At 77.5% G+C, this 20,154-nt stretch carries 1 protein-coding gene; it reads right to left on the bottom strand.

Annotation, left to right across the window (positions count from 1 at the left end; all coding sequences use genetic code 11):
- Positions 1 to 37 precede the first annotated feature (37 nt).
- Positions 38 to 20,152: a non-ribosomal peptide synthase/polyketide synthase gene (locus ACFY2K_RS14065; RefSeq protein ID WP_387711469.1), complete on the bottom strand. Its 20,115-nt coding sequence runs from the start codon at positions 20,150 to 20,152 to the stop codon at positions 38 to 40.
- Positions 20,153 to 20,154: the final 2 nt, after the last annotated feature.

Raw genomic sequence — 20,154 nt, 5'->3', positions numbered from 1 at the left:
GTTCCTGCCTCTTCTCGTTCTCGTGGGGTGGTGCCGGTCAGCGGCCCGGCCGGCCGTTCCGGGCGTGCCGGGCGATGTGGCGCAGCGCCTCGGCGAACTCCTCGGCGGCCCGGCGCACTTCGGCCGGGTCGTGGACGGCGGGGCGGTGGTGCCAGGTGAAGGCGAGCCGGCCCCGCTGGGCGGCGCCGACCACCTCCAGCGGGTGGGAGCCGGGGTCGCGGGGGTCGTGGTCCTGGCCGCAGGAGCCGAGTTCGGCGCGGACCAGGCCCCCGCCCGCGGCTTCGGGGCGGGCGTCCCACTGGCCAAGGTAGTTGAAGACCACCTGGCCGTGGGCGGCGGCGGCGAGGCGTTCGCGGACCTCGGGCGGGCCGAAGGCGCGCAGGGCGCCGAAGCCGAGCCCGTTGCCGGGCACGGCGCGCAGTTGCCGGCGGACGGCCTTGACCAGGGCGCGCCAGTCGCGGTCGGGGCCGAGCTGTTCGGGCGCGGGGACGTCGAGGCCGACCGGGTGGACGGTGGTAAACCAGCCGACCGTACGGAACAGGTCGACGCCGTCGAGCAGGTCCTCCCGGCCGTGGCCCTCCAGGTCGAGGCGGATCCGCGGCTGTCCGGTCCAGCGGGCCAGGGCGAGCGCGAGGGCCGCGAGCAGCACGTCGTTGACCCGGGTGCGGTAGGCGGCGGGGGCGGCGCGCAGCAGGGCCTCGGTGTCGGCCTCGTCGAGTTCCACCGTGACGGCCCCGGTCCCGGCGGCTGTGCCGGTGCTGGAGCCGGGGGCGTCGGCGGGGCGCGCGGGCGGTTCGGCTCGGCCCGTCACCGCCTGCTCCCAGTAGGGCAGTTCGTGGTCGAGGCCGCCCTCGGCGACGTGGGCGGCGAGCCGCCGGGCCCAGTCCCGGAAGGAGGTGCCGCGCTCCCCAAGGTCGATCGGGCCGCCCGCCCGGGCCTGGTGGTAGGCGCTCTCCAGGTCGTCGCGCAGCACCCGCCAGGAGACGGCGTCGATCACCAGGTGGTGGGCGACCAGCAGGAGCAGCGGCGGACGGTCCGGTTCGCCGGTGAAGGTGAACAGGGCGGCGCGCAGCAGCGGGCCGCGGGCCAGGTCGAAGCCGCCGTGCAGCTCGTCGGCGGCCTTGGCGAGGGCGGCGTCGGCGGACTCGGGCGACTGGCCGGTCAGGTCGTGGTGGACCAGGAGGTCCTCGGTGCGGGCGGGCGGCGGGTTGAACTGGTGCCAGCCGGAGGCGTCGTGGGTGAAGCGCATCCGCAGCGCGTCGTGGTGCTCCAGCAGGGCGTTCAGGGCGGTGTCCAGGGCGGCGCGCAGGGCGGGGTGGTCGGGGTCGGGGCCGAGTTCGAGCAGCGCGGACTGGTTGAAGTGGTGGTGGGCGGCGCGCGGGGTGGTGAGGAACCACGCCTGGATCGGGGTGAGCGGCACGGCACCGGTGACCGGTCCGTCGTCGGCGCGGTCGGGGGCGTCGCGCACCACGGTGGCGAGTTCGGCGACGGTCTGGTGGGTGAAGAGGTCGCGGGTGGCCAGGTGCAGGCCGTCCCGGCGCAGTCGGGAGACCACCTGCATGCTGAGGATGGAGTCGCCGCCGAGCAGGAAGAAGTTGTCGTCGGCGCCGACCCGTTCGACGCCGAGGACGTCGGCCCAGATCCGGGCGATCCGGCGTTCGGTGTCGTTCTGCGGGGGGCGGTGCGGGCCGGCCGCGGCCCGCACCGGTCCGGGGTCGGGCAGGGCCCGGCGGTCGGTCTTGCCGTTGGGGGTGAGCGGCAGCCGCTCCAGCGGGACGAACACGGCGGGGACGAGGTGCGGGGGCAGCGACTCGGCGAGCTGGGCGCGCAGTTCGAGGGCGGTGCCGGCCGGGTCGGCTTCCCCGCAGGGGTCGGCGGGCACCACGTACGCGACCAGCCGGCCGCCGCCGGGGGCGTCGGTGCGGACGGTGACGACGGCGTCGCGCACCAGCGGGCTGCGGCGCAGTGCGCTCTCGATCTCGCCCGGTTCGATCCGGAAGCCGCGCAGCTTGATCTGGTCGTCGGCGCGGCCGCAGTAGCGCAGCCGCCCGTCGGCGTCGCGGCGGGCGAGGTCCCCGGTGCGGTACATCCGCTCGCCGGGGGCGCCGTACGGGTCGGGCAGGAAGCGCCGGGCGGTCAGGCCGGGGCGGCCGAGGTAGCCGCGGGCCAGGCCGGGGCCGGCCAGGTGGAGTTCGCCGGTCACGCCGGGCGGGACGGGGCGCAGGGCGGCGTCGAGCAGGTAGGCGCGGGTGGCGCCGCTGGGGTGGCCGATGGCGGGGGCGGTGCCGGTGCCGGGGGTGAGCGGGCCGGTCCAGGTGGCGACCACGGTGGCCTCGGTGGGGCCGTAGGAGTTGACCATGCGGCGGCCGGGGGCCCAGGTGTCGACCAGGTCGGCGGGGCAGGCCTCGGCGCCGACCACCAGGGTGCGCAGCTCGGGCAGCGCGCCGGCGGTGCCGGGTTCGAGGGTGGCCAGGGCCGCCGGGGGGATCAGGGCGTGGCTGATCCGGCGTCCGGCCAGGGCCTCGGCGAGGCGTTCGCCGACCAGCGGGCCCTCCTCGCCGGTGACCAGGGCGGCGCCGCTGAGCAGGGAGATGCACAGTTCCAGGACGGAGGCGTCGAAGCTGGGCGAGGCGAACTGGAGCACCCGGTCGCCGGGGCCGACGGCGTACTGGCGGGCGGCTGCGGCCGCGAAGGAGGCGAGTCCGGCGTGGGTGACCACGACGCCCTTGGGGGTGCCGGTGGAGCCGGAGGTGTAGACGACGTACGCCGGGTGGCCGGGGGTGAGGGGGGTGGTGCGGTCGGCGTCGGTGGGGGCGGTGTCGGGGCCGTCGGCGGCCCACACCCGGGCGGGGTCGTCGATCAGGACGGTGGCGCCCGCGTCGCGGACCATGAACTCCCGCCGGGCGGCCGGGTAGGCGGGGTCGACCGGGAGGTAGGCGCCGCCGGCCTTGGCGACGGCGAGTTGGGCGACCACGGCGGCCGCCGAGCGGGGCAGGGCGAGGGCGACCAGCCGTTCCGGACCGACGCCGTCGCGGATCAGCTGCCGGGCCAGGCGGTTGGCCGCCCGGTCGAGTTCGGCGTAGCCGATCACCCGGTCGCCGTCGCGCAGGGCGGGGGCGTCGGGGGTGCGGGCCGCCTGCCGTTCGAACAGCTGGGGCAGGGTGGCCTCCGGCACCGGGGGGAAGTCGCCAGTGGCCAGGGCGAGTTCGGCGGCGAGCCGGTCGGGGCCGGCCAGCGGCAGGGAGCCGAGGGCGCACTGCGGGTCGGCGGTGACGGCGGTCAGCAGGGTGGCCAGCTGCTCGGCCATCCGCTCGGCGGTGGCGGTCTCGAACAGGTCGGTGTTGTAGGTGAGTTGGCCGTGAAGCGCACCGTCGTCGGCGTGGGCGAACTCCAGCACCAGGTCGAAGGCCGTGCCGGTGGCGTCGGTCTCGACGTCGGTCACCGCCAGGCCCGGCAGGTCGAGTTCGGCCGCGGGGGTGTTCTGCAGCACGACCAGCACCTGGAAGAGCGGGCTGCGGCTGGTGTCGCGCACCGGCTGCACCTCGTCGACGACCCGCTCGAAGGGCACGTCCTGGTGGGCGAAGGCGTCCCGGACGGTTTGCCGGACCTCGGCGAGGAAGGCGGTGAAGGGCTGCCGGGGTTCGATCCGGGAGCGCAGCACCAGGGTGTTGACGAAGAAGCCGATCAGCCGCTGGGTGCCGGGGTGCTCGCGGCCGGCGGTGACGGTGCCGACGGCGATGTCCCGGTCGCCGCCGAGCCGGGCCAGGTAGGCCTGGGCGGCGGCGACCAGGGTGGTGAACAGGGTGGTGTCGCCGCCGCGGGCGACCCGGGCGAGCCCGCGGGCGGTGTCGGCGGGCAGGTCGATCCGGACGCTGCTCCCGGAGCTGGTGCGGACCGTCGGCCGGGGCCGGTCGAGCGGCAGCCGGACGGGGTCCAGGTCGGCCAACTGGCCCTTCCAGTAGGCGAGCTGGTCGGTGGCGTCGTTGGCGCGCTGCCAGTGGGCGTGGTCGGCGTACTGCACCGGCAGCGGGGCGAGCGGCGGGTGGGCCGGGTCGAGGGCGGCGCGGTAGAGGTGGGCCAGGTCGGTGAGCAGGACGGCGTTGGACCAGCCGTCGGTGACGATGTGGTGCAGGGTCAGGGCGAGTACGTGGTCGTCGGCGGCGAGCCGGACCAGCGCGGGGCGCAGCAGCGGGCCCCGGCGCAGGTCGAAGGGGCGGGCGCGTTCGGCGGCGAGCAGGGCGCGCAGGGCCTCCTCCCGTTCCCCGGAGGGCAGTTGGGCGAGGTCGTGGCGGGGCAGCGGCACCGGCTGCGGCGGGTGGACGAGTTGGACGCCGTGGCCGTCGACGCCGTCGAAGGTGGTGCGCAGCGACTCGTGCCGGGCGGCCAGGGCGGTCAGCGCCGCGCCGAGGGCGTCGCCCTCCAGCGGGCCGCGCAGCCGCAGGGCGAGGGCGGTCACGTACTCGGCGCCGCCGGGTGCGAACTCCTCCAGGAACCAGAGGCGTTGCTGGGCGTAGGACATCGGCGCCGCGCCGTCCCGGGCGACCGGGACCAGGGGCGCCACGGGGGCGGCGGGGACGGCGGGCGGTCGGCCCGGGCCGGACCGCCCGGTGAGCAGTGCGGCGAGACCGGCCGGGGTCGGGTGGTCGAACACCGCGCGGGGCGTCAGTTCGGTGCCGAAGGCCTCGGCGAGGCGGCCGGCGAGCCGGATGCTGAGGATGGAGTCGCCGCCGAGCGCGAAGAAGCCCTCCGTCACCCCGGGCGGGTGGATGCCCAGCACCTCGCCGAAGACCTCGACGGTGCGGCGCTCGGCCTCGGTGCGCGGCTCGGTGCGCGGCTCGGTCCGGTCGGCGGCTCCGGCGGTGTGCCGCTGCTCCGGTGCGGGGAGCGCGGCGCGGTCGACCTTGCCGTTGCGGCTGAGCGGGAGGGCGGCGAGCGGGACGAAGGCGGCGGGCACCAGGTAGTCGGGCAGGGTGCGGGCGGCGAGGTCCCGCAGGCTCTCGGGGTCGGCGGCGCCGACGGTGTAGGCGACCAGCCGGCGGGCGCCGGGCCGGTCGGTGCGGGCGACCACGGCGACGTCGGTCACCCCGGGGTGGGCGGCGAGGGCGGCCTCCACCTCGGCGGGCTCGACCCGGAAGCCGCGGATCTTGACCTGGTCGTCGGCCCGGCCGAGGAACTCGACGGTGCCGTCGGGGCGGCGCCGGGCCACGTCCCCGGTGCGGTACATCCGGGTGCCGGGCGGGCCGGACGGGTCGGCGAGGAAGCGGGCGGCGGTCGCGCCGGGACGGCCGAGGTAGCCGCGGGCCACGCCCTCACCGGCGAGGTACAGCTCGCCCGCGCAGCCGGGCGGGACGGGCCGCAGCCGGCCGTCCAGGACGTGCAGGCGCCGGTCGTCCAGCGGGCGGCCGATCGGCAGGGTGTCGGGTACGGCGGCGGGGTCGGCGAGTTCGTGGGCGGTGGCGAAGGTGGTGGTCTCGGTGGGGCCGTAGCCGTCCACCACGGTCAGCCCGGGGCAGGCGGCGAGCACCCGGCGCACGGCCGCGGCGGGCACCACGTCGCCGCCGGTCCACAGCGTGCGCAGGCCGGCGAAGCAGTCCGGGGCGTCCTGGGCGAGCAGCCGGAACAGTCCGGCGGTGAGCCACAGCGCGGTCGGGCCCTGCGGTCCGGCGAGGCGGCGCAGCAGCGCGGCGTCCACCGGCCCGGCGGGGGCGACGAGCACGCAGCCGCCGGTCAGCAGCGGGGCCCAGACCTCGAAGGTGGCGGCGTCGAAGGCCACCGGGGAGTGCAGCAGGACCCGGGCGCAGCGGCCGTCGGCGAAGCGGCCGTCGGTGCCGAGCGAGGCCACGTCGCGGTGCCGGACGGCGACGGCCTTGGGCTCGCCGGTGGAGCCGGAGGTGTACATCACGTAGGCCAGCCGGTCGGGGTCGGCGGGCGGCAGGGCCGTGCCGGTGGCCTCGGTGCGGGCGGCGGCGGTGCGGGCGGCGGCGACCAGGTCGGCGGTGAGCCGCCGGGTGGCACCGGCCCGGGCGAGCAGGGTGCGGCGGCGCTCCTCGGGGGCGCGGAGGTCGACGGGCAGGTAGGCGCCGCCCGCCTTGAGGACGGCGAGTTGGGCGACGACCAGGGCGGTCGAGCGCTCCAGCTCCAGCGCGACCCGCTCCTCGGGGGCCAGCCCCTCGGTGAGCAGCCGGCCGGCGAGCCGGTCGGACCACTCGTCGAGCTGCCGGTAGGTCAGCCGGTGTTCGCCCTCGCGCACGGCGGGGGCGTCGGGGGTGCGCCGGACGTGCCCGGCGAGGACGGTCAGCGGGCTGCGGGGTACGGCCGGGCGGGCGGTGGCCTGCCAGTCGGCCAGCAGGGCGCGGTCGGCCGGGGTGAGCGGCTCCAGCGTGTCGAGGTCGCGGCCGTCGGTGAGGGCCTCGGTGAGGGCGGTGAGCAGCAGGGCGAGCCGGTCGGCGGCGTCCTCGGCGGTCCGGTGGTCGAACAGCGCGGGGTCGTACCCGAGGTCGAGGCCGAGGCGCTCGCCCAGGTGGGCGCGCAGGCACCAGGGGAAGGTGGTGGCGTCGTCGGCGCGCACCTCGACCACCCGGACCCCGGTGCGGGCTTCGGCGGACTCGTCCACGGGGTAGTTCTCGAAGACCAGCATGCTGTCGAACAGCGGCTCCCCGGGGGGCAGTTCGCCGAGTGCCCGGATCCGGGTCAGGGACAGGTGGTCGTGGGCGCGGGCCTCGCTCTGGCGCGCCTGGAGCTCCCGCAGCCAGGGCAGCACGCCGCCGGGGGCGAGCCGGACCCGGGTGGGGACGGTGTTGATGAACAGGCCGATCATCGCCTCCACGCCGGGCAGTTCGGCGGGGCGTCCGGACACGGTGGTGCCGAAGACGACGTCCTCGCCGCCGCCGTGCCGGGCCAGCAGCAGGCCCCAGGCGCCCTCCAGCACGGTGTTCACGGTCAGTCCGGCGGCGGCGGCCCGTTCGCGCAGCCGCCGGGTGAGCGCCTCGTCCAGCTCGCGGTGGACGGCGGCGGTGGAGCGGGCCCGGTGGGCCTGCGCCGGGCGGCGGTCGTACGGGAGCGGGGTGCGGGCGGTGAAGCCCTCCAGGGCGGCGCTCCAGTGCGCCTCGGCGGCGGGCCGGTCGCGTTCGGCCAGCCAGCCCAGGAAGTCCGCGAAGGGGCGGCGGACCGGGCGCGGGGCCTGGGGGCCGCCGGTGAGCGCGGCGTACTCCTCGCAGACCTCGGTGAGCAGTTGGCCGGTGCTCCAGCCGTCCAGGGCGAGGTGGTGGGTGGACCACAGCAGCAGCAGCTCGTCGCCGGGCAGGGCGGCCAGGGTGAGCCGGGTGAGCGGCGCGGTGGTCAGCTCCATCGGGGTGGCCCGCTCCTCGGCCAGCAGCTGTTCGGTCACCGCGGCCAGCTGTCCGGGGTCGGCCGGGTCGATGCCGAGGTCGAGGTGCCGTACGGGCAGCGCGGCGTGCCGGGCGACCAGTTGGACGGGGTGCGGCAGCCCGCGCCAGTGCACGGCGGAGCGCAGCGCCGGGGTGCGGTCGGCGACCTGCTGCCAGGCGGCGGCGAAGGCCCGCGGGTCGGCGATCCCGGCGAGGCGCACCGCGATCCGGTCGACGTAGGCGTCGCCGGTGCCGTCGGCCTCGTCGGTGGCTTCGGTGCCGCCGGTGGCATCGGTGCCGCCGGTGCCGGCGCTGTCGACCAGGCCGTGGAAGAGCATGCCGGACTGCAGCGGGGTCAGCGGCAGCACGTCCTCGACCGCGCGGCCGTCGCCGACCAGCCGGTCCAACTGCTCCTGGTCCAGGCCGGCCAGCGGGAAGTCGGACGGGGTGCGCCCGCCGGCGCCGGGCCGGGCGCAGTGCTCGGCCAGTTCCCGCAGGGCGGTGCGCATCTCCTCGGCGAGGCCCCGGACGGTGGCCTCGCCGTAGATCTCCGCGGGGTAGGTCCAGGCCAGTTCGAGGCGGCCGTCCTGGACCGCTCCGGTGACCTCCAGCAGGTAGGGGCGCGGCTCGTCCGGGTCGGTGTCGCGCCCGGCCGGGGGCAGCTGGCCGCGGACCAGGCCGTCGGAGCCGGGGCCGTCGCCGGATCCGACGCCGCCGGGGTCGAAGCGGCCGTGGTAGTTGAAGCCGACCTGCGGGGCGGCGCCGCCGGTCAGCGGGCCGTCCGGGTGGAGGTGGCGCAGCGCGCCGTGGCTGAGGCCGCGCAGCGGGACGGCCCGCAGCTGCTCCTTGACGGCCCGCAGGGTGTGGTGCCAGTCGGCGTCCGGGTCGACGCGCAGGGCGAGCGGGAACTCGGCGGTGAACCAGCCGACCGTGCGGGAGAGGTCGAGGTCGTCGAAGAGGTCCTCGCGGCCGTGCCCCTCGACGCCGATCAGCACCTCGTCCCGGCCGCACCAGCGGGCCAGGGTGCGGCCCAGGGCGCTGAGCAGCACGTCGTTGACCTGGGTCCGGTAGGCGGCGGGCGCCTCGCGCAGCAGGGCCGCGGTGGTGGCCCGGTCCAGGGTCACGGCGAGGGTGGCGGCGCCGGCGTGGGTGTTGGCGCCGGGGCGGCCGGCGGGGAGCCCGGCCGGGGCGGCGCCGGTGCGGGTCCAATACGCGGCGTGGGCGTCCAGGGCGCCCGCGCGGGTGTGCCGCTCCAGCCGGGCGGCCCACCGGCCGTGGGTGGTGCCCTCCGGCGGGAGCTCGACCGGGGCGCCGGTGCGGGCGGCGTGGTGGGCGGTTTCGAGGTCGGCGAGCAGGATCCGCCAGGAGACCCCGTCGACGGCCAGGTGGTGGACGGTGAGGACGAGTTGGCCGGGCTGCCGCTCGCCGCGGTCGAAGAACAGGGCGTGCACGGTGCGGCCCTCGACCGGGTCGAGCGAGCGCTGGGCGGCGTCGGTGGCCTGCTGGACCTCGGCCTCCAGGGCGGCGGGGTCGAGGCCGGCGGCCGGGTGGTGGGCGAACAGGCCGCCGGGCGGCTGCTCGGCCACCTCCTGGCGCCAGCCGTCCGGGCCGGGGCGGAAGCGGGTGCGCAGCGCCGGGTGGTGCCGGACCAGGGCGTGGACGGCTTCGCGCAGGGCCGTCGGGTCGGTACCGGGGGCGAGTTCCAGGCGCTGGGTCATGGTGAAGCGCAGCGGCTCGCCGGGGCGGCGGGCGTCCAGGTACCAGCGCTGGATCGGGGTGAGCGGCGCCTCGGCGGGCTCCGGCCCGGTCTCCTGACGTTCGATCACTTCTTCGGTGATCAGGGCGAGTTCGGCCACGCTCTGGTGCCGGAAGACGTCCTTGGTGGTCAGCGCCAGCCCGGCGGACCTGGCGCGGGAGACGATCTGGATGCTCAGGATGGAGTCGCCGCCGAGCGCGAAGAAGTTGTCCCGGGCGCCGACCCGTTCGACGCCGAGCACCTGGGCCCAGATCTCGGCGAGCCGCTGCTCGGTGCCGGGCGCCGGGGCGACGTACGGGGTGGAGCGGTCGGGCTGGGCGGGCGGTGCGGGCAGGGCGCGGCGGTCGGTCTTGCCGCTGACGGTGCGCGGGATCCGGGCCAGCGGGACGAAGGCGGCGGGCACCAGGTGGTCGGGCAGGGTGCGGCGCAGCCAGGTCCGCAGCTCGTCGGCGGGTGGCACCCGGTCGGCGGCCGGGACCGGGTAGCCGACCAGCACGGTGCGTCCGGCGTGCTCGCGGGCGGCGACCGCGCAGTCGGCGAGGTCCGGGTGGGCCAGCAGGGCGGCCTCCACCTCGCCGGGTTCGATCCGGAAGCCGCGGATCTTGACCTGTTCGTCGGCCCGGCCGAGGAACTCCAGCTGGCCGCGGGCATTGCGGCGGGCCAGGTCGCCGGTGCGGTACATCCGGGAGCCGGGCGGGCCGTACGGGTCGGCGAGGAAGCGGGCGGCGGTCAGGCCCGGCCGGTTCAGGTAGCCGCGGGCGACCTGGGCGCCGGCCAGGTAGAGCTCCCCCGGCATGCCGGGCGGCACCGGGCGCAGGGCGCCGTCCAGTACGTGGGCGCTCAGGCCCCGGCCGGGGCGGCCGATGACGGGGTGCTCGGGGTGGTCGGCGCAGCGGGCCCAGGTGGCGTCGACGGTGCACTCGGTGGGCCCGTACACGTTGTAGGCGGTGACGCCGAAGTCGGCGCGGGCGGCGGCGAGTTGCCGCCAGGTGGTGGCGGGGACGGCCTCGCCGCCGACCAGCAGCAGCCGGGGGTGGTGGCGGCCGGGGGCGAGCAGCCCGGCGGCGGTGAGTTCGCGCAGGAAGGACGGGGTGACGTTGACCAGGTCGAGGCGGCGGTCGGCGACCAGCGCGCAGAAGGCCTGCGGGTCCAGCCGGACGTCCTCGTCGATCAGGTGGATCTCCTGGCCGAGGGCGAGCAGCAGCGGGCCCTCCCAGCTGGTGTCGAAGGAGAAGGAGGCGCTGAGTGCGACCCGCAGCCGCTCGCCGTCGGCGGTGTGCGGGTCGACCAGGCCGAGCCGGTGGTCCCGGCAGAGGTTGACCAGTTGGCGGTGTTCGACGGCGACGCCCTTGGGGCGGCCGGTGGAGCCGGAGGTGAAGACCACGTACGCCGTGCCGGCCGGGTGCAGCGGCGACGTCCGGTCGGCGTCGGTCAGGTCGTGGTCGGGCAGGGCCTGCCAGGCCGTGTCGCGCAGGGTCCGTTCGGTCAGCACGGCCCGTGGCCGGGCGTCGTCGAGCAGCAGGGCTGCGCGTTCCTCGGGCAGCTCCGGGTCGACGAAGAGCACCGCGGCGCCGGTCTTGAGCACCGCGAACAGGGCGACCACCAGCGCGGAGGTGCGCGGCAGCCGGACCGCGACCAGCTGTTCGGGGCCGGCGCCGAGGGCGACCAGGTGGCGGGCCAGCCGGTTGGCCCGGGCGTTGAGCGCGGCGTAGTCGAGGGTGGTGTCCCGGGCGACCAGGGCGGTGGCGTGCGGGGTGCGGGCGGCCTGGGCCTCGAACAGGGCGGTGAAGGTGGTGTCGGGTGCCTGCGGCAGCGGTTCGCCGCGCCCCTGCCGCAGGGTGCGCTCGCGCTCCTGGGCGGTCATCAGCGGCAGGTCGCCGACGGGGGTGTCCGGGCCGTCGGCGACGGCCGTCAGCAGCACGGTCAGCCGCTCGGCCAGCAGTTCGGCGGTGCGGGTGTCGAACAGCCCGGTGCTGTACTCCAGGTGGCCGGTGAGGCCGCCGTCGCGTTCGACGAAGTCGAAGGAGAGGTCGAAGCCGGCGGTGCGCACCGGCGGGGTCAGCGGCTCCGCCGTCAGCCCGGGCAGCCGGGGCGCCTCGGCGCCGAGGTTGTGCAGGGCCACCATGACCTGGAACAGCGGGGTGCGGCTGGTGTCCCGCTCCGGCTGGAGGGCGTCCACCAGTCGTTCGAAGGGCACCTCCTGGTGGGCCAGGGCGTCGAGCAGGGTGCCCCGGGCGCGGGCCAGCAGCGCCCGGAACGGCTCCTCCGGGCGGACGCTGCCGCGCAGCACCAGGGTGTTGACGAACATGCCGACCACGTCGTGGAGTTCGCCGTGCTCGCGGCCGGAGGTGACGGTGCCGACGGCGAAGTCCCGCTGACCGGACCAGCGGGCCAGCAGCACCTGGCAGGCCGCCAGCAGCACGGTGTACAGGGTGCCGTCGGCCTCCCGGCCGCGCTCGCGCAGCCGCCCGGTCAGCTCGGCGGGCAGGGTGAAGCTGACCAGCGCGCCCTCGGTGCCGCGGACGGCCGGACGCGGACGGTCGGTGGGCAGCTCCAGCGGCGGCAGCCCGGCCAGGGTCTCCCGCCAGTGGTCGAGCTCCGCCTCGGCCCGGTCGCCGCGGCCGCGTTGCCAGGCGGCGAAGTCGGCGTAGCGGACGGGCAGTTCGGGCAGTTCGGGGCGGCGGCCGGTGAGCGCGGCGGCGTACAGCTCGGCGAGGTCGCGGCCGAGCACGCCGATCGACCAGCCGTCGGTGACGATGTGGTGCACCGCCAGGACCAGCACGTGCTCCTCCGCCGCCGTCCGGGCCAGCCGGGCGCGCAGCAGCGGGCCGGCGGCCAGGTCGAAGGGGGTCGCGGCGATCCGCTCCAGCAGCGCGTCCAGGGCGGCCGGGTCGAGGTCCTCGCAGGGCAGCTCGACGGGGTACGGCGGGTGGACCACCTGCCGGGCCACGCCGTCCCGTTCGGCGAAGGTGGTGCGCAGCGCCGGGTGCCGGGCGACCAGGGCGTCCAGGGCCGCGCCCAGCGCGCCCCGGTCGAGCGTGCCGCGCAGCCGCAGCACGGACAGCGTGGTCCAGTCGGTGCCGCCCGGCTGGAAGCGGTCGAGGAACCAGAGCCGCTGCTGGGCGTACGACAGCGGCGGTTCGGCGGCGTCGGCGTCCGCGAGGACCGGGATGACGGCCGGGATGACGGGGCCGTCGGCGGGGCGGGATCCGGCGGGCTGCCCTCCCCCGGCGCTGAGGGCCTCGGCGAGCCGGGCCAGCACCGGGTGGTCGAACAGCACCCGGGGGGACAGGTCCGCCCGCCCGAAGGCCTCGCGCAGCCGGGCGGTGGCCCGGACGGCGAGGATGGAGTCGCCGCCGAGCGCGAAGAAGTCGTCCTCGGCGGCGACCTCGCCGGTGTCCAGCACGGCCGCCCAGGCCCGCGCCACCAGCTGCTCGGCCGGGGTGCGCGGTGCGGTGCGGTCCCGGCCGGCCGTGCCCGGGTAGCCGTCCGGGCCGGGGGCGGGCAGCGCGCGCCGGTCGAGCTTGCCGTTGGGGGTGAGCGGCAGCGCCGCCATCGGGACGTAGCCGGCGGGCACCAGGTAGGCGGGCAGCAGCCGCTCCAGGTGGGCGCGCAGGTCGGCGGCGGACGGCGGCTCGGTCGCGCCCTCCCCGGCGACGACGTGGGCGACCAGCCGGCGGGTGCCGGCGGCGTCCTGGTGCACCCCCACGGCGGCCTGGCCGACGCCGGGGTGGGTGAGCAGGGCGGCCTCGACCTCGCCGGGCTCGATCCGGAAGCCGCGGATCTTGACCTGCTGGTCGGACCGGCCCAGGTAGTGCAGGGTGCTGCCGTCGGCCGAGCGGCGGGCCCGGTCGCCGGTGCGGTACATCCGGGTGCCGGGGGCGCCGAAGGGGTCGGCGAGGAAGCGGGTGGCGGTCAGCCCGGGCCGGTCGAGGTAGCCGCGGGCCAGCCCCTCCCCCGCCACGTACAGCTCGCCGACCGCGCCCGGGGGGACGGCTGCGAGGTCGGCGTCCAGCAGGTACAGCCGCAGGTCGGCCAGGCCGTCGCCGAGCGGGGCCGGGCCGCCCGCGGCGGCGGTGGCGGCGTCCAGCGGGGCGTGGGTGACGTGCACGGTGGTCTCGGTGATGCCGTACATGTTGACCAGGCGCGGGGCGTCCTGGGGGTGGCGGGCGTACCAGTCGGCGAGCCGGGTGACGTCCAGCGCCTCGCCGCCGAAGACGACCGTGCGCAGCGCCGACCGCCGGGAGAGTTCGGGGTGTTCGGCGTCGGCGCGGACCAGCGGCAGGAACGCGGACGGGGTCTGGTTGAGCACGGTGACGCCCTCGTCGGCGAGCAGCCGCAGGAACGCCTCCGGGTCGCGGGCGGTGTCCGCGGGCACCACGACCAGTCGGCCGCCGTGCAGCAGCGGGCCCCAGAGCTCCCAGACCGAGAAGTCGAAGGTGTAGGAGTGGAACAGCGTCCAGACGTCCTGCGGGCCGAAGCCGAGGAGTTCCCGGGTGTGGTCGAACAGCCGGACCACGTTGGCGTGCGGCACCACGACGCCCTTGGGGCGGCCGGTGGAGCCGGAGGTGTAGATGGCGTAGGCGGGGTTGTCGGGCAGCGGGCGGTGGCGGGGGCCGAGCGGGGCGGCCGGGCGGCGCTCCAGGTCGGCGCGCACGGCCGGGTCGGCCAGTGCCAGGACGGGGACGTCCGCGTCGGTGCGGTCGAGCGTCACCAGGGCCACCGGGGCGGCGTCGCCGAGCAGTTCGGCGCGGCGTTCGGCAGGCAGGTCCGGGTCGAGCGGCAGGTAGGCCGCACCGGCCTTGAGCACGGCGAGCACGGCCACCACCAGGTCGGCCGTCCGGGGCAGCGCCAGGGCGACGAACCGCTCGGGCCCGGCGCCGAGTTCGGCCAGCCGGTGGGCCACCCGGGAGGCCCGGGCGTCCAGTTGGGCGTAGTCGAGGTGCTCGGTGCCGTGGCTGACGGCCCGGGCGTGCGGGGTGCGGGCGGCCTGGGCCTCGAAGAGGTCCACCAGGGTGTTCCGGGGCCGGGCCGGGAGGGTGACCGGCCCGGTCGCCCGGCGGCGCTCCTCGGGCGTGGTCCAGGCGAGTTCGCGCAGCGGCCGGTCCAGGCCGTCGGCCAGCCCGGCGAGCAGCAGGCAGAGCCGCCCGGCGAGCGCGCGGACGGTGTCGGCGTCGAACAGCTCCGGGTCGTACCCGAGGTCGAGGCCGAGCCGCTCCCCCTGGTGGGCGCGCAGCACCAGCGGGAAGTTGGTGGCGTCCCGGGAGGAGACCTCGGCCAGCCGCACCCCGGCGCCGGCCGCGCGGGCGTCGTCGAAGGGGTAGTTCTCGAAGGCGACGATGCTGTCGAACAGCGCGCCGCCGGGGGGCAGGTCGCTGTACCCGGTGAGTTCGGCGAGCGAGACGGCGGCGTGCCGCCGGGCCTCGGCCTGGGCCTCCTGGAGGGCGCGCAGCCAGTCGGCGGCGGTGCGCCCGCTCTCCACCCGGACCCGGGTGGGCAGGGTGTTGATGAACAGGCCGATCATCGACTCCACGCCGGGCAGGTCCTCGGGGCGGCCGGAGACCGTGGTGCCGAACAGCACCTCCGGCTCACCGGCGTACCGGGCCAGCAGCAGCGCCCAGGCGCCCTGCACCACGGTGCCGAGGGTGAGCCCGGCCCGGCGGGCCGTGTCGGCGAGCCGTCCGGAGACCTCCTCGGACAGGCCCGCGCGGTGGCTCTGCGCCGAGCGGGCCCGGTGGGCCTCGCGCCGGGCCCGGTCGACGGGCAGCGCGGTGGCGCCGGCGAAGCCCGCCAGCACGCCGCGCCAGTGGGCCCGGGCGGCGGCGGCGTCCTGGGCGGCCAGCCAGCGGACGTAGTCGCCGAAGGGGCGGCGCACCGCAGGGGCGGGGGCGGTGCCGGTGGTGACGGCGGCGTACTCCTCGAACACCTCGGTGAGCACCTGGGCGAGGCTCCAGCCGTCCAGGATCAGGTGGTGGGAGGTCCAGAGCAGCTGCACCCGGGCCTCCGGCAGCCGGACCAGGGTGAGCCTGGTCAGCGGGGCGGTGGCGATGTCCAGGCCCCGGGCGAGGTCCTCGGCGCGCAGCCGCTCCAGGCGTTCGGCGCGCTGCGCCGGGTCCAGGGCCCGCAGGTCGTGCACCGTGACGGGCAGCCGGACGCCGCGGCGCACCAGCTGGAGCGGGGCGGGGACGCCCTCCCAGACCACCGAGGTGCGCAGGGCGGGCGTGCGGTCGGTGACCCGCTGCCAGGCCAGGGCGAAGGCCTGCGGGTCGGTGACGCCCTCCAGCAGCAGGGCGGCCTGGTCGAGGTAGACGTCGTCGGGGCCGCCGACCAGGCGGTGGAAGAGCATGCCCTCCTGGAGCGGGGTGAGCGGCAGCAGGTCCTCGACGTCCCGGCCGTCGCCGACGGTCCGGTCCAGGGCGGCCTGGTCCAGCCCGGCGAGCGGGAAGTCGGAGGGGGTGCGGCCGCCCGCGCCGGGGCGGGCGCAGTGCTCGACGACGGCGGTCAGCGCGGCCGCGGTGGCGTCGGCGAGGGCGCGGACGGTGGCGCTCGCGTGCACCTGGTCGCTGTAGTGCCAGGTGAGTTCCAGCTCGCCGTCGGCGACCACGGCGGAGACGTCCAGCAGGTGGTCCAGCGGCTCGCCGGGGGCGAGCTCCCGGCCGGGCGCCGGGCCGGCCGGGGCGAAGTCGCCACCGGCGGGCGCGGTCCACTGGCCGTGGTAGTTGAAGCAGACCTGCGGCAGCGGGACGTCCCGCAGGGCGCGGGCCGCCGGGTCGTCCCGGCGCAGCCTGGCCAGTGCCTCGAAGCTCAGGCCCCGGTGCGGGAGAGAGCGCAGCCGCTCCTTGACCCGCTTGAGGGTGGCGCCCCAGTCGGGGGCGTCGGCCGTCCCGGCGGGGGCGAGGGTGACGGGGTACCGGGTGGTGAACCAGCCGACCGTACGGCTGAGGTCGAGGCCGTCGAAGAGGTCCTCGCGGCCGTGGCCCTCCAGGGCGACGGTGACCTCCGCCCGGCCGGTCCAGTCGGCGAGGGCCCGGCCGAGGGCGCTCAGCAGCACGTCGTTGACCTGGGTGCGGTAGACCTCGGGGACGCTGCGCAGCAGGGCCGCGGTGGTGGCGGCGTCCAGCCGGGTGCGCAGGGTGCGGACGGAGCCGGCGGTCGGGGTGCCGGGGTGGTCGACGGGCAGCGGGTGGGCCGGCTGCCCGGCCTGGTCCGTCCAGTACGGGAGGGCCGGGTCGAGGGCGCCTGCGCGGACGTGTCCGGCGAGCCGGTGGGCCCAGTCGGTGAACGGGACCGGCTCGGGCTCCAGCTCGGGCGTGGCGCCGGACTCGGCCTGCCGGTAGGCCTGTTCGAGGTCGGCGAGCAGCACCCGCCAGGAGACGCTGTCCACGGCCAGGTGGTGGGCGGTCAGCAGGAGTTGGGGCCGGGCGCCGTCGTCAGCCGGAGGGCACAGCACGGCGCCCAGCAGGGCGCCGGTGGCCGGGTCGAGGCGGGCGCGGGCGGCGTCGGCGGCCTCGGCCCGGTCGCCGGCCGGGTCGGCCGTGCTCAGCAGGGCGGCGTCCGGCGGGGTGTCCACGGGCTGTTGCCGTCGGCTGCCGGGGCCGTCGGTGAAGCGGGTGCGCAGCGCCGGATGGGCGGTGACCAGGGCCCGCAGGGCGGCTTCCAGGGCGGGGCGGTCGAGCCGGTGCGGCAGGTCGAGCAGCAGCGACATGGTGAAGTGCCGCAGCGGGCCGTGGTCGGCAAGGAACCAGTCCTGCACCGGGGTGAGCGGGGCGGGTCCGTCCGGACGGCGCGGCGCCGGTGCGGTGGCGGCCGGGCGGGCGGCGGCGGCCAGGCAGGCGGCGGCCAGGTCGGCGACGCTCTGGTGGCGGAAGACGTCCTGGGAGCCGATCAGCAGCCCGGCCGCGCGGGCCCGGGAGACGGCCTGGATGCTCAGGATGGAGTCGCCGCCGAGTTCGAAGAAGTTGTCGGTGGCGCCGACCCGGGGCAGGCCGAGCACCTCGGCCCAGATCGCCGCCAGGGTCTGCTCCTCGGGGGTCCGCGGGGCGACGAACTCCCTTTCCGTCACGTGGACTTCGGGGGCGGGCAGGGCCCGGCGGTCCAGCTTGCCGCTGGTGCTGAGCGGCAGCGCCTCCAGGGCGGTGTAGGAGGAGGGCACCAGGTGGTCGGGCAGGGTGCGGCGCAGCGCCGCCCGCAGGTCGGCGGCGGTCCGGGCGGCGCCGTCGGCGAACACCAGGTAGGCGGCCAGCCGGGTGTGGCCGTGCCCGTCGGGTACGGCGGCGACGGCGGCCGCGGCGACCCCGGGCAGGTCCAGCAGGGCCGCCTCGACCTCGCCGGGCTCGATCCGGTGGCCGCGCACCTTGACCTGGTCGTCGGCGCGCCCCAGGTACTCCAGCCGTCCGTCGGCCGTCCAGCGGGCCAGGTCGCCGGTGCGGTACATCCGGGCGCCGGGCGGCCCGTACGGGTCGGCGGTGAACCGGGCGGCGGTCAGCCCGGGGCGGCCGGCGTAGCCGCGGGCGAGCTGCTCGCCGGCCAGGTGGAGCTGGCCGCCGACCCCGGGCGGCACCGGCCGGAGCCGGTCGTCCAGGACGTACGCCCGCAGGTTGGGCAGCGGACGCCCGATCAGCGGGCGGTCCTCGGCGGCGATCCGGCAGGCCAGCGCGTCGACGGTGCACTCGGTGGGGCCGTAGTAGTTGTACGCGGCGACGTCCGGGTGGGCGGCGAGTTCGCGCCAGAGCCGGGGCCCGACCGCCTCGCCGCCGAGCATCAGCACCCGGGGGCGGTGCCGGGGGTCGTCGAGCAGCCCGGCGGGCAGCAGTTGGCGCAGGTAGGAGGGGGTGAGGTCGAGGAAGTCGATGCGGTGGCGGACCACGTACTCGACCAGCGCGGCCGGGTCGGTCCGGGTGGTCTCGTCGACCAGGTGCAGCGGGTGGCCGTCGGCCAGCAGCAGCACGCCCTCCAGGGAGGTGTCGAAGGAGAACGAGGCGGTCAGCGCGACCCGCAGCGGGCCGCCGCCGGCCTCGGCGACGAACCCGGCCCGGTGGGCGGCGAGCAGGTTGGCAAGCGCGCGGTGCGGCACGGCGACGCCCTTGGGGCGGCCGGTGGAGCCGGAGGTGTACAGCACGTAGGCGGTGTTGGCGGGGTCGAGCGGGGCGGTGCGGTCGGCGTCGCCGGGGTCGGTGGCGGGGCCGTCGGCGGGCAGCGCGCGCAGCGCCGCCTCGTCCAGGACGAGCGCCGGGCGGGCGTCCGCGAGCAGGAACGCGACGCGTTCGGCGGGCAGCGCGCGGTCCAGCGGCAGGTAGCCGGCGCCGGTCTTCCAGACGGCCAGGATCGCGGTGATCATGTCGGCGGTGCGCGGCAGGTGCAGCGCGACCAGCTGTTCGGGGCCGATGCCGCGGGCGATCAGCTGGTGGGCGAGCCGGTTGGCGCGGGTGTTGAGCTCCGCGTAGCCGAGCGCCTCGCCCCCGGCGACCAGGGCCGGGGCGTCGGGCGTCAGGGCCGCCCGGCGCGCCAGCAGGTCGGGGTGGGTGGCGGGTTCGACGGGCAGCCCGGTGCCGCTCCAGTCGTGGAGGAGCTGCCGGGTCTGCGCCGGGGAGAGCAGCGGCAGGGTGCCGAGCGGGCGGTCCGGTTCGGCGGCGGCGCCGGCCAGCAGGCGCAGCAGCTGGTCGGCGGTGCGGCGGGCGGTGGCCGGGTCGATGAGGTCGGCGCGGTACTCCAGCAGGCCGGTGAGCGCCTCGCCGTCGGGGACGAACTCCACGCTGAGGTCGAAGGTGGCGGCCTGCCGGGGCACGTCCACCGGGGTGATCGCGGTACCGGCCGGGGCGGTGGCCGCGGGCGGTGCGGGGTGCAGCAGCACCAGGACGTCGAACAGCGGGTTGCGGCCGGCCTCGCGGGGCGCGGCCACCGCCTCGACCACCCGCTCGAAGGGTGTGTCGCCGTGCGCGAGGGCGTCGTTGCCGGTCCCGGTGGCGGCCGTCAGCAGGTCGCGGAAGGAGCCGGCCGGGTCGACCCGGGTGCGCAGCACGACCGTGTTGACGAAGCAGCCGACGGCCCGCTCCAGTTCGGTGCGGACGCGCCCGGGCGTCAGCGAGCCGACGGTGACGTCCGCCTGCCCGGACCAGCGGGCCAGCAGCGCCTGGACGCCGGCCGTCAGGGCGGTGTTCAGGGTGCCCTGCCGCTCGGCGGCGAGCTCGCGCAGCCGGGCGGTGAGCGCGGCGGGGACGGTGAAGGGGTGGACGGCGCCGGGGCCGGCCTCCTCGCCGCGCCGGGGGTGGTCCAGCGGCAGTTCGGGGGGCACCGCTCCGGTCAGGCGTTCCTTCCAGTGGGCCAGCTGTCTGTCCGCCCGGGCCCCGGTCTGCTGCTCGCGCTGCCAGGCCGCGTAGTCCGGGTACTGGACGGCGACGGGCGGCAGCTGCGGGGCCTCGCCGCGGGCCAGCGCCGCGTAGCCGGTGCACAGTTCGTCCAGGACCACGCCCATCGACCAGCCGTCGGTGACGATGTGGTGGGCGGTCAGCTGGAGCACGTGGGAGTGCGCGGACTCGCGCAGCAGCAGGGCGCGCAGCAGCGGGCCGTGCCGCAGGTCGAACGGGCGGGAGTACTCGGCGAGGAGCAGGGCGTCGAGGTCGGAGCCGTCGACCTCGTGGACCGGCAGCGGCACCGGCCCGGCCGGCCGTACGGTCGGCACCGGGCGGCCGTCGGCCTCCTCGAAGACGGTCCGCAGCGCCTCGTGCCGGGCGACCACGGCGGCCAGCGCCCCGCGGAGCGCCGTGGCGTCCAGCGGCCCGGTGAACCGGACGGCGAGCGCGCTGTTGTAGCGCGGGTCGCCGGGCCGCAGCCGGTCCAGGAACCAGAGCCGCTGCTGGACGGAGGACGGCGGCAGCGGCCGGTCGCGGTCGGCGCGCGGGATGCCCGCCGGGGCGGCGGCGGACTTCCCGGCCAGCCGGAGCCGGAGCGCTTCCCGCAGGTCGGCGGGGAGGGCGGCCGCGCGGTCCCGCCGGGCGGGCCCCGGGGGTGTCGAAGGCGTCGAAGGCGTCATGG

It is taken from the genome of Kitasatospora sp. NPDC001309 (genome assembly GCF_042896295.1).
In the GTDB taxonomy this organism is placed as follows: domain Bacteria; phylum Actinomycetota; class Actinomycetes; order Streptomycetales; family Streptomycetaceae; genus Kitasatospora.
Note: the sequence above shows the minus strand (reverse complement) of the source record. Positions and strands in the feature narration are given on the sequence as shown.

Coding starts and splice junctions, on each gene's coding strand:
- ACFY2K_RS14065 (WP_387711469.1), bottom strand. CDS start 20,152: ATGACGCCTTCGACGCCTTCGACACCCCCGGGGCCCGCCCGGCGGGAC.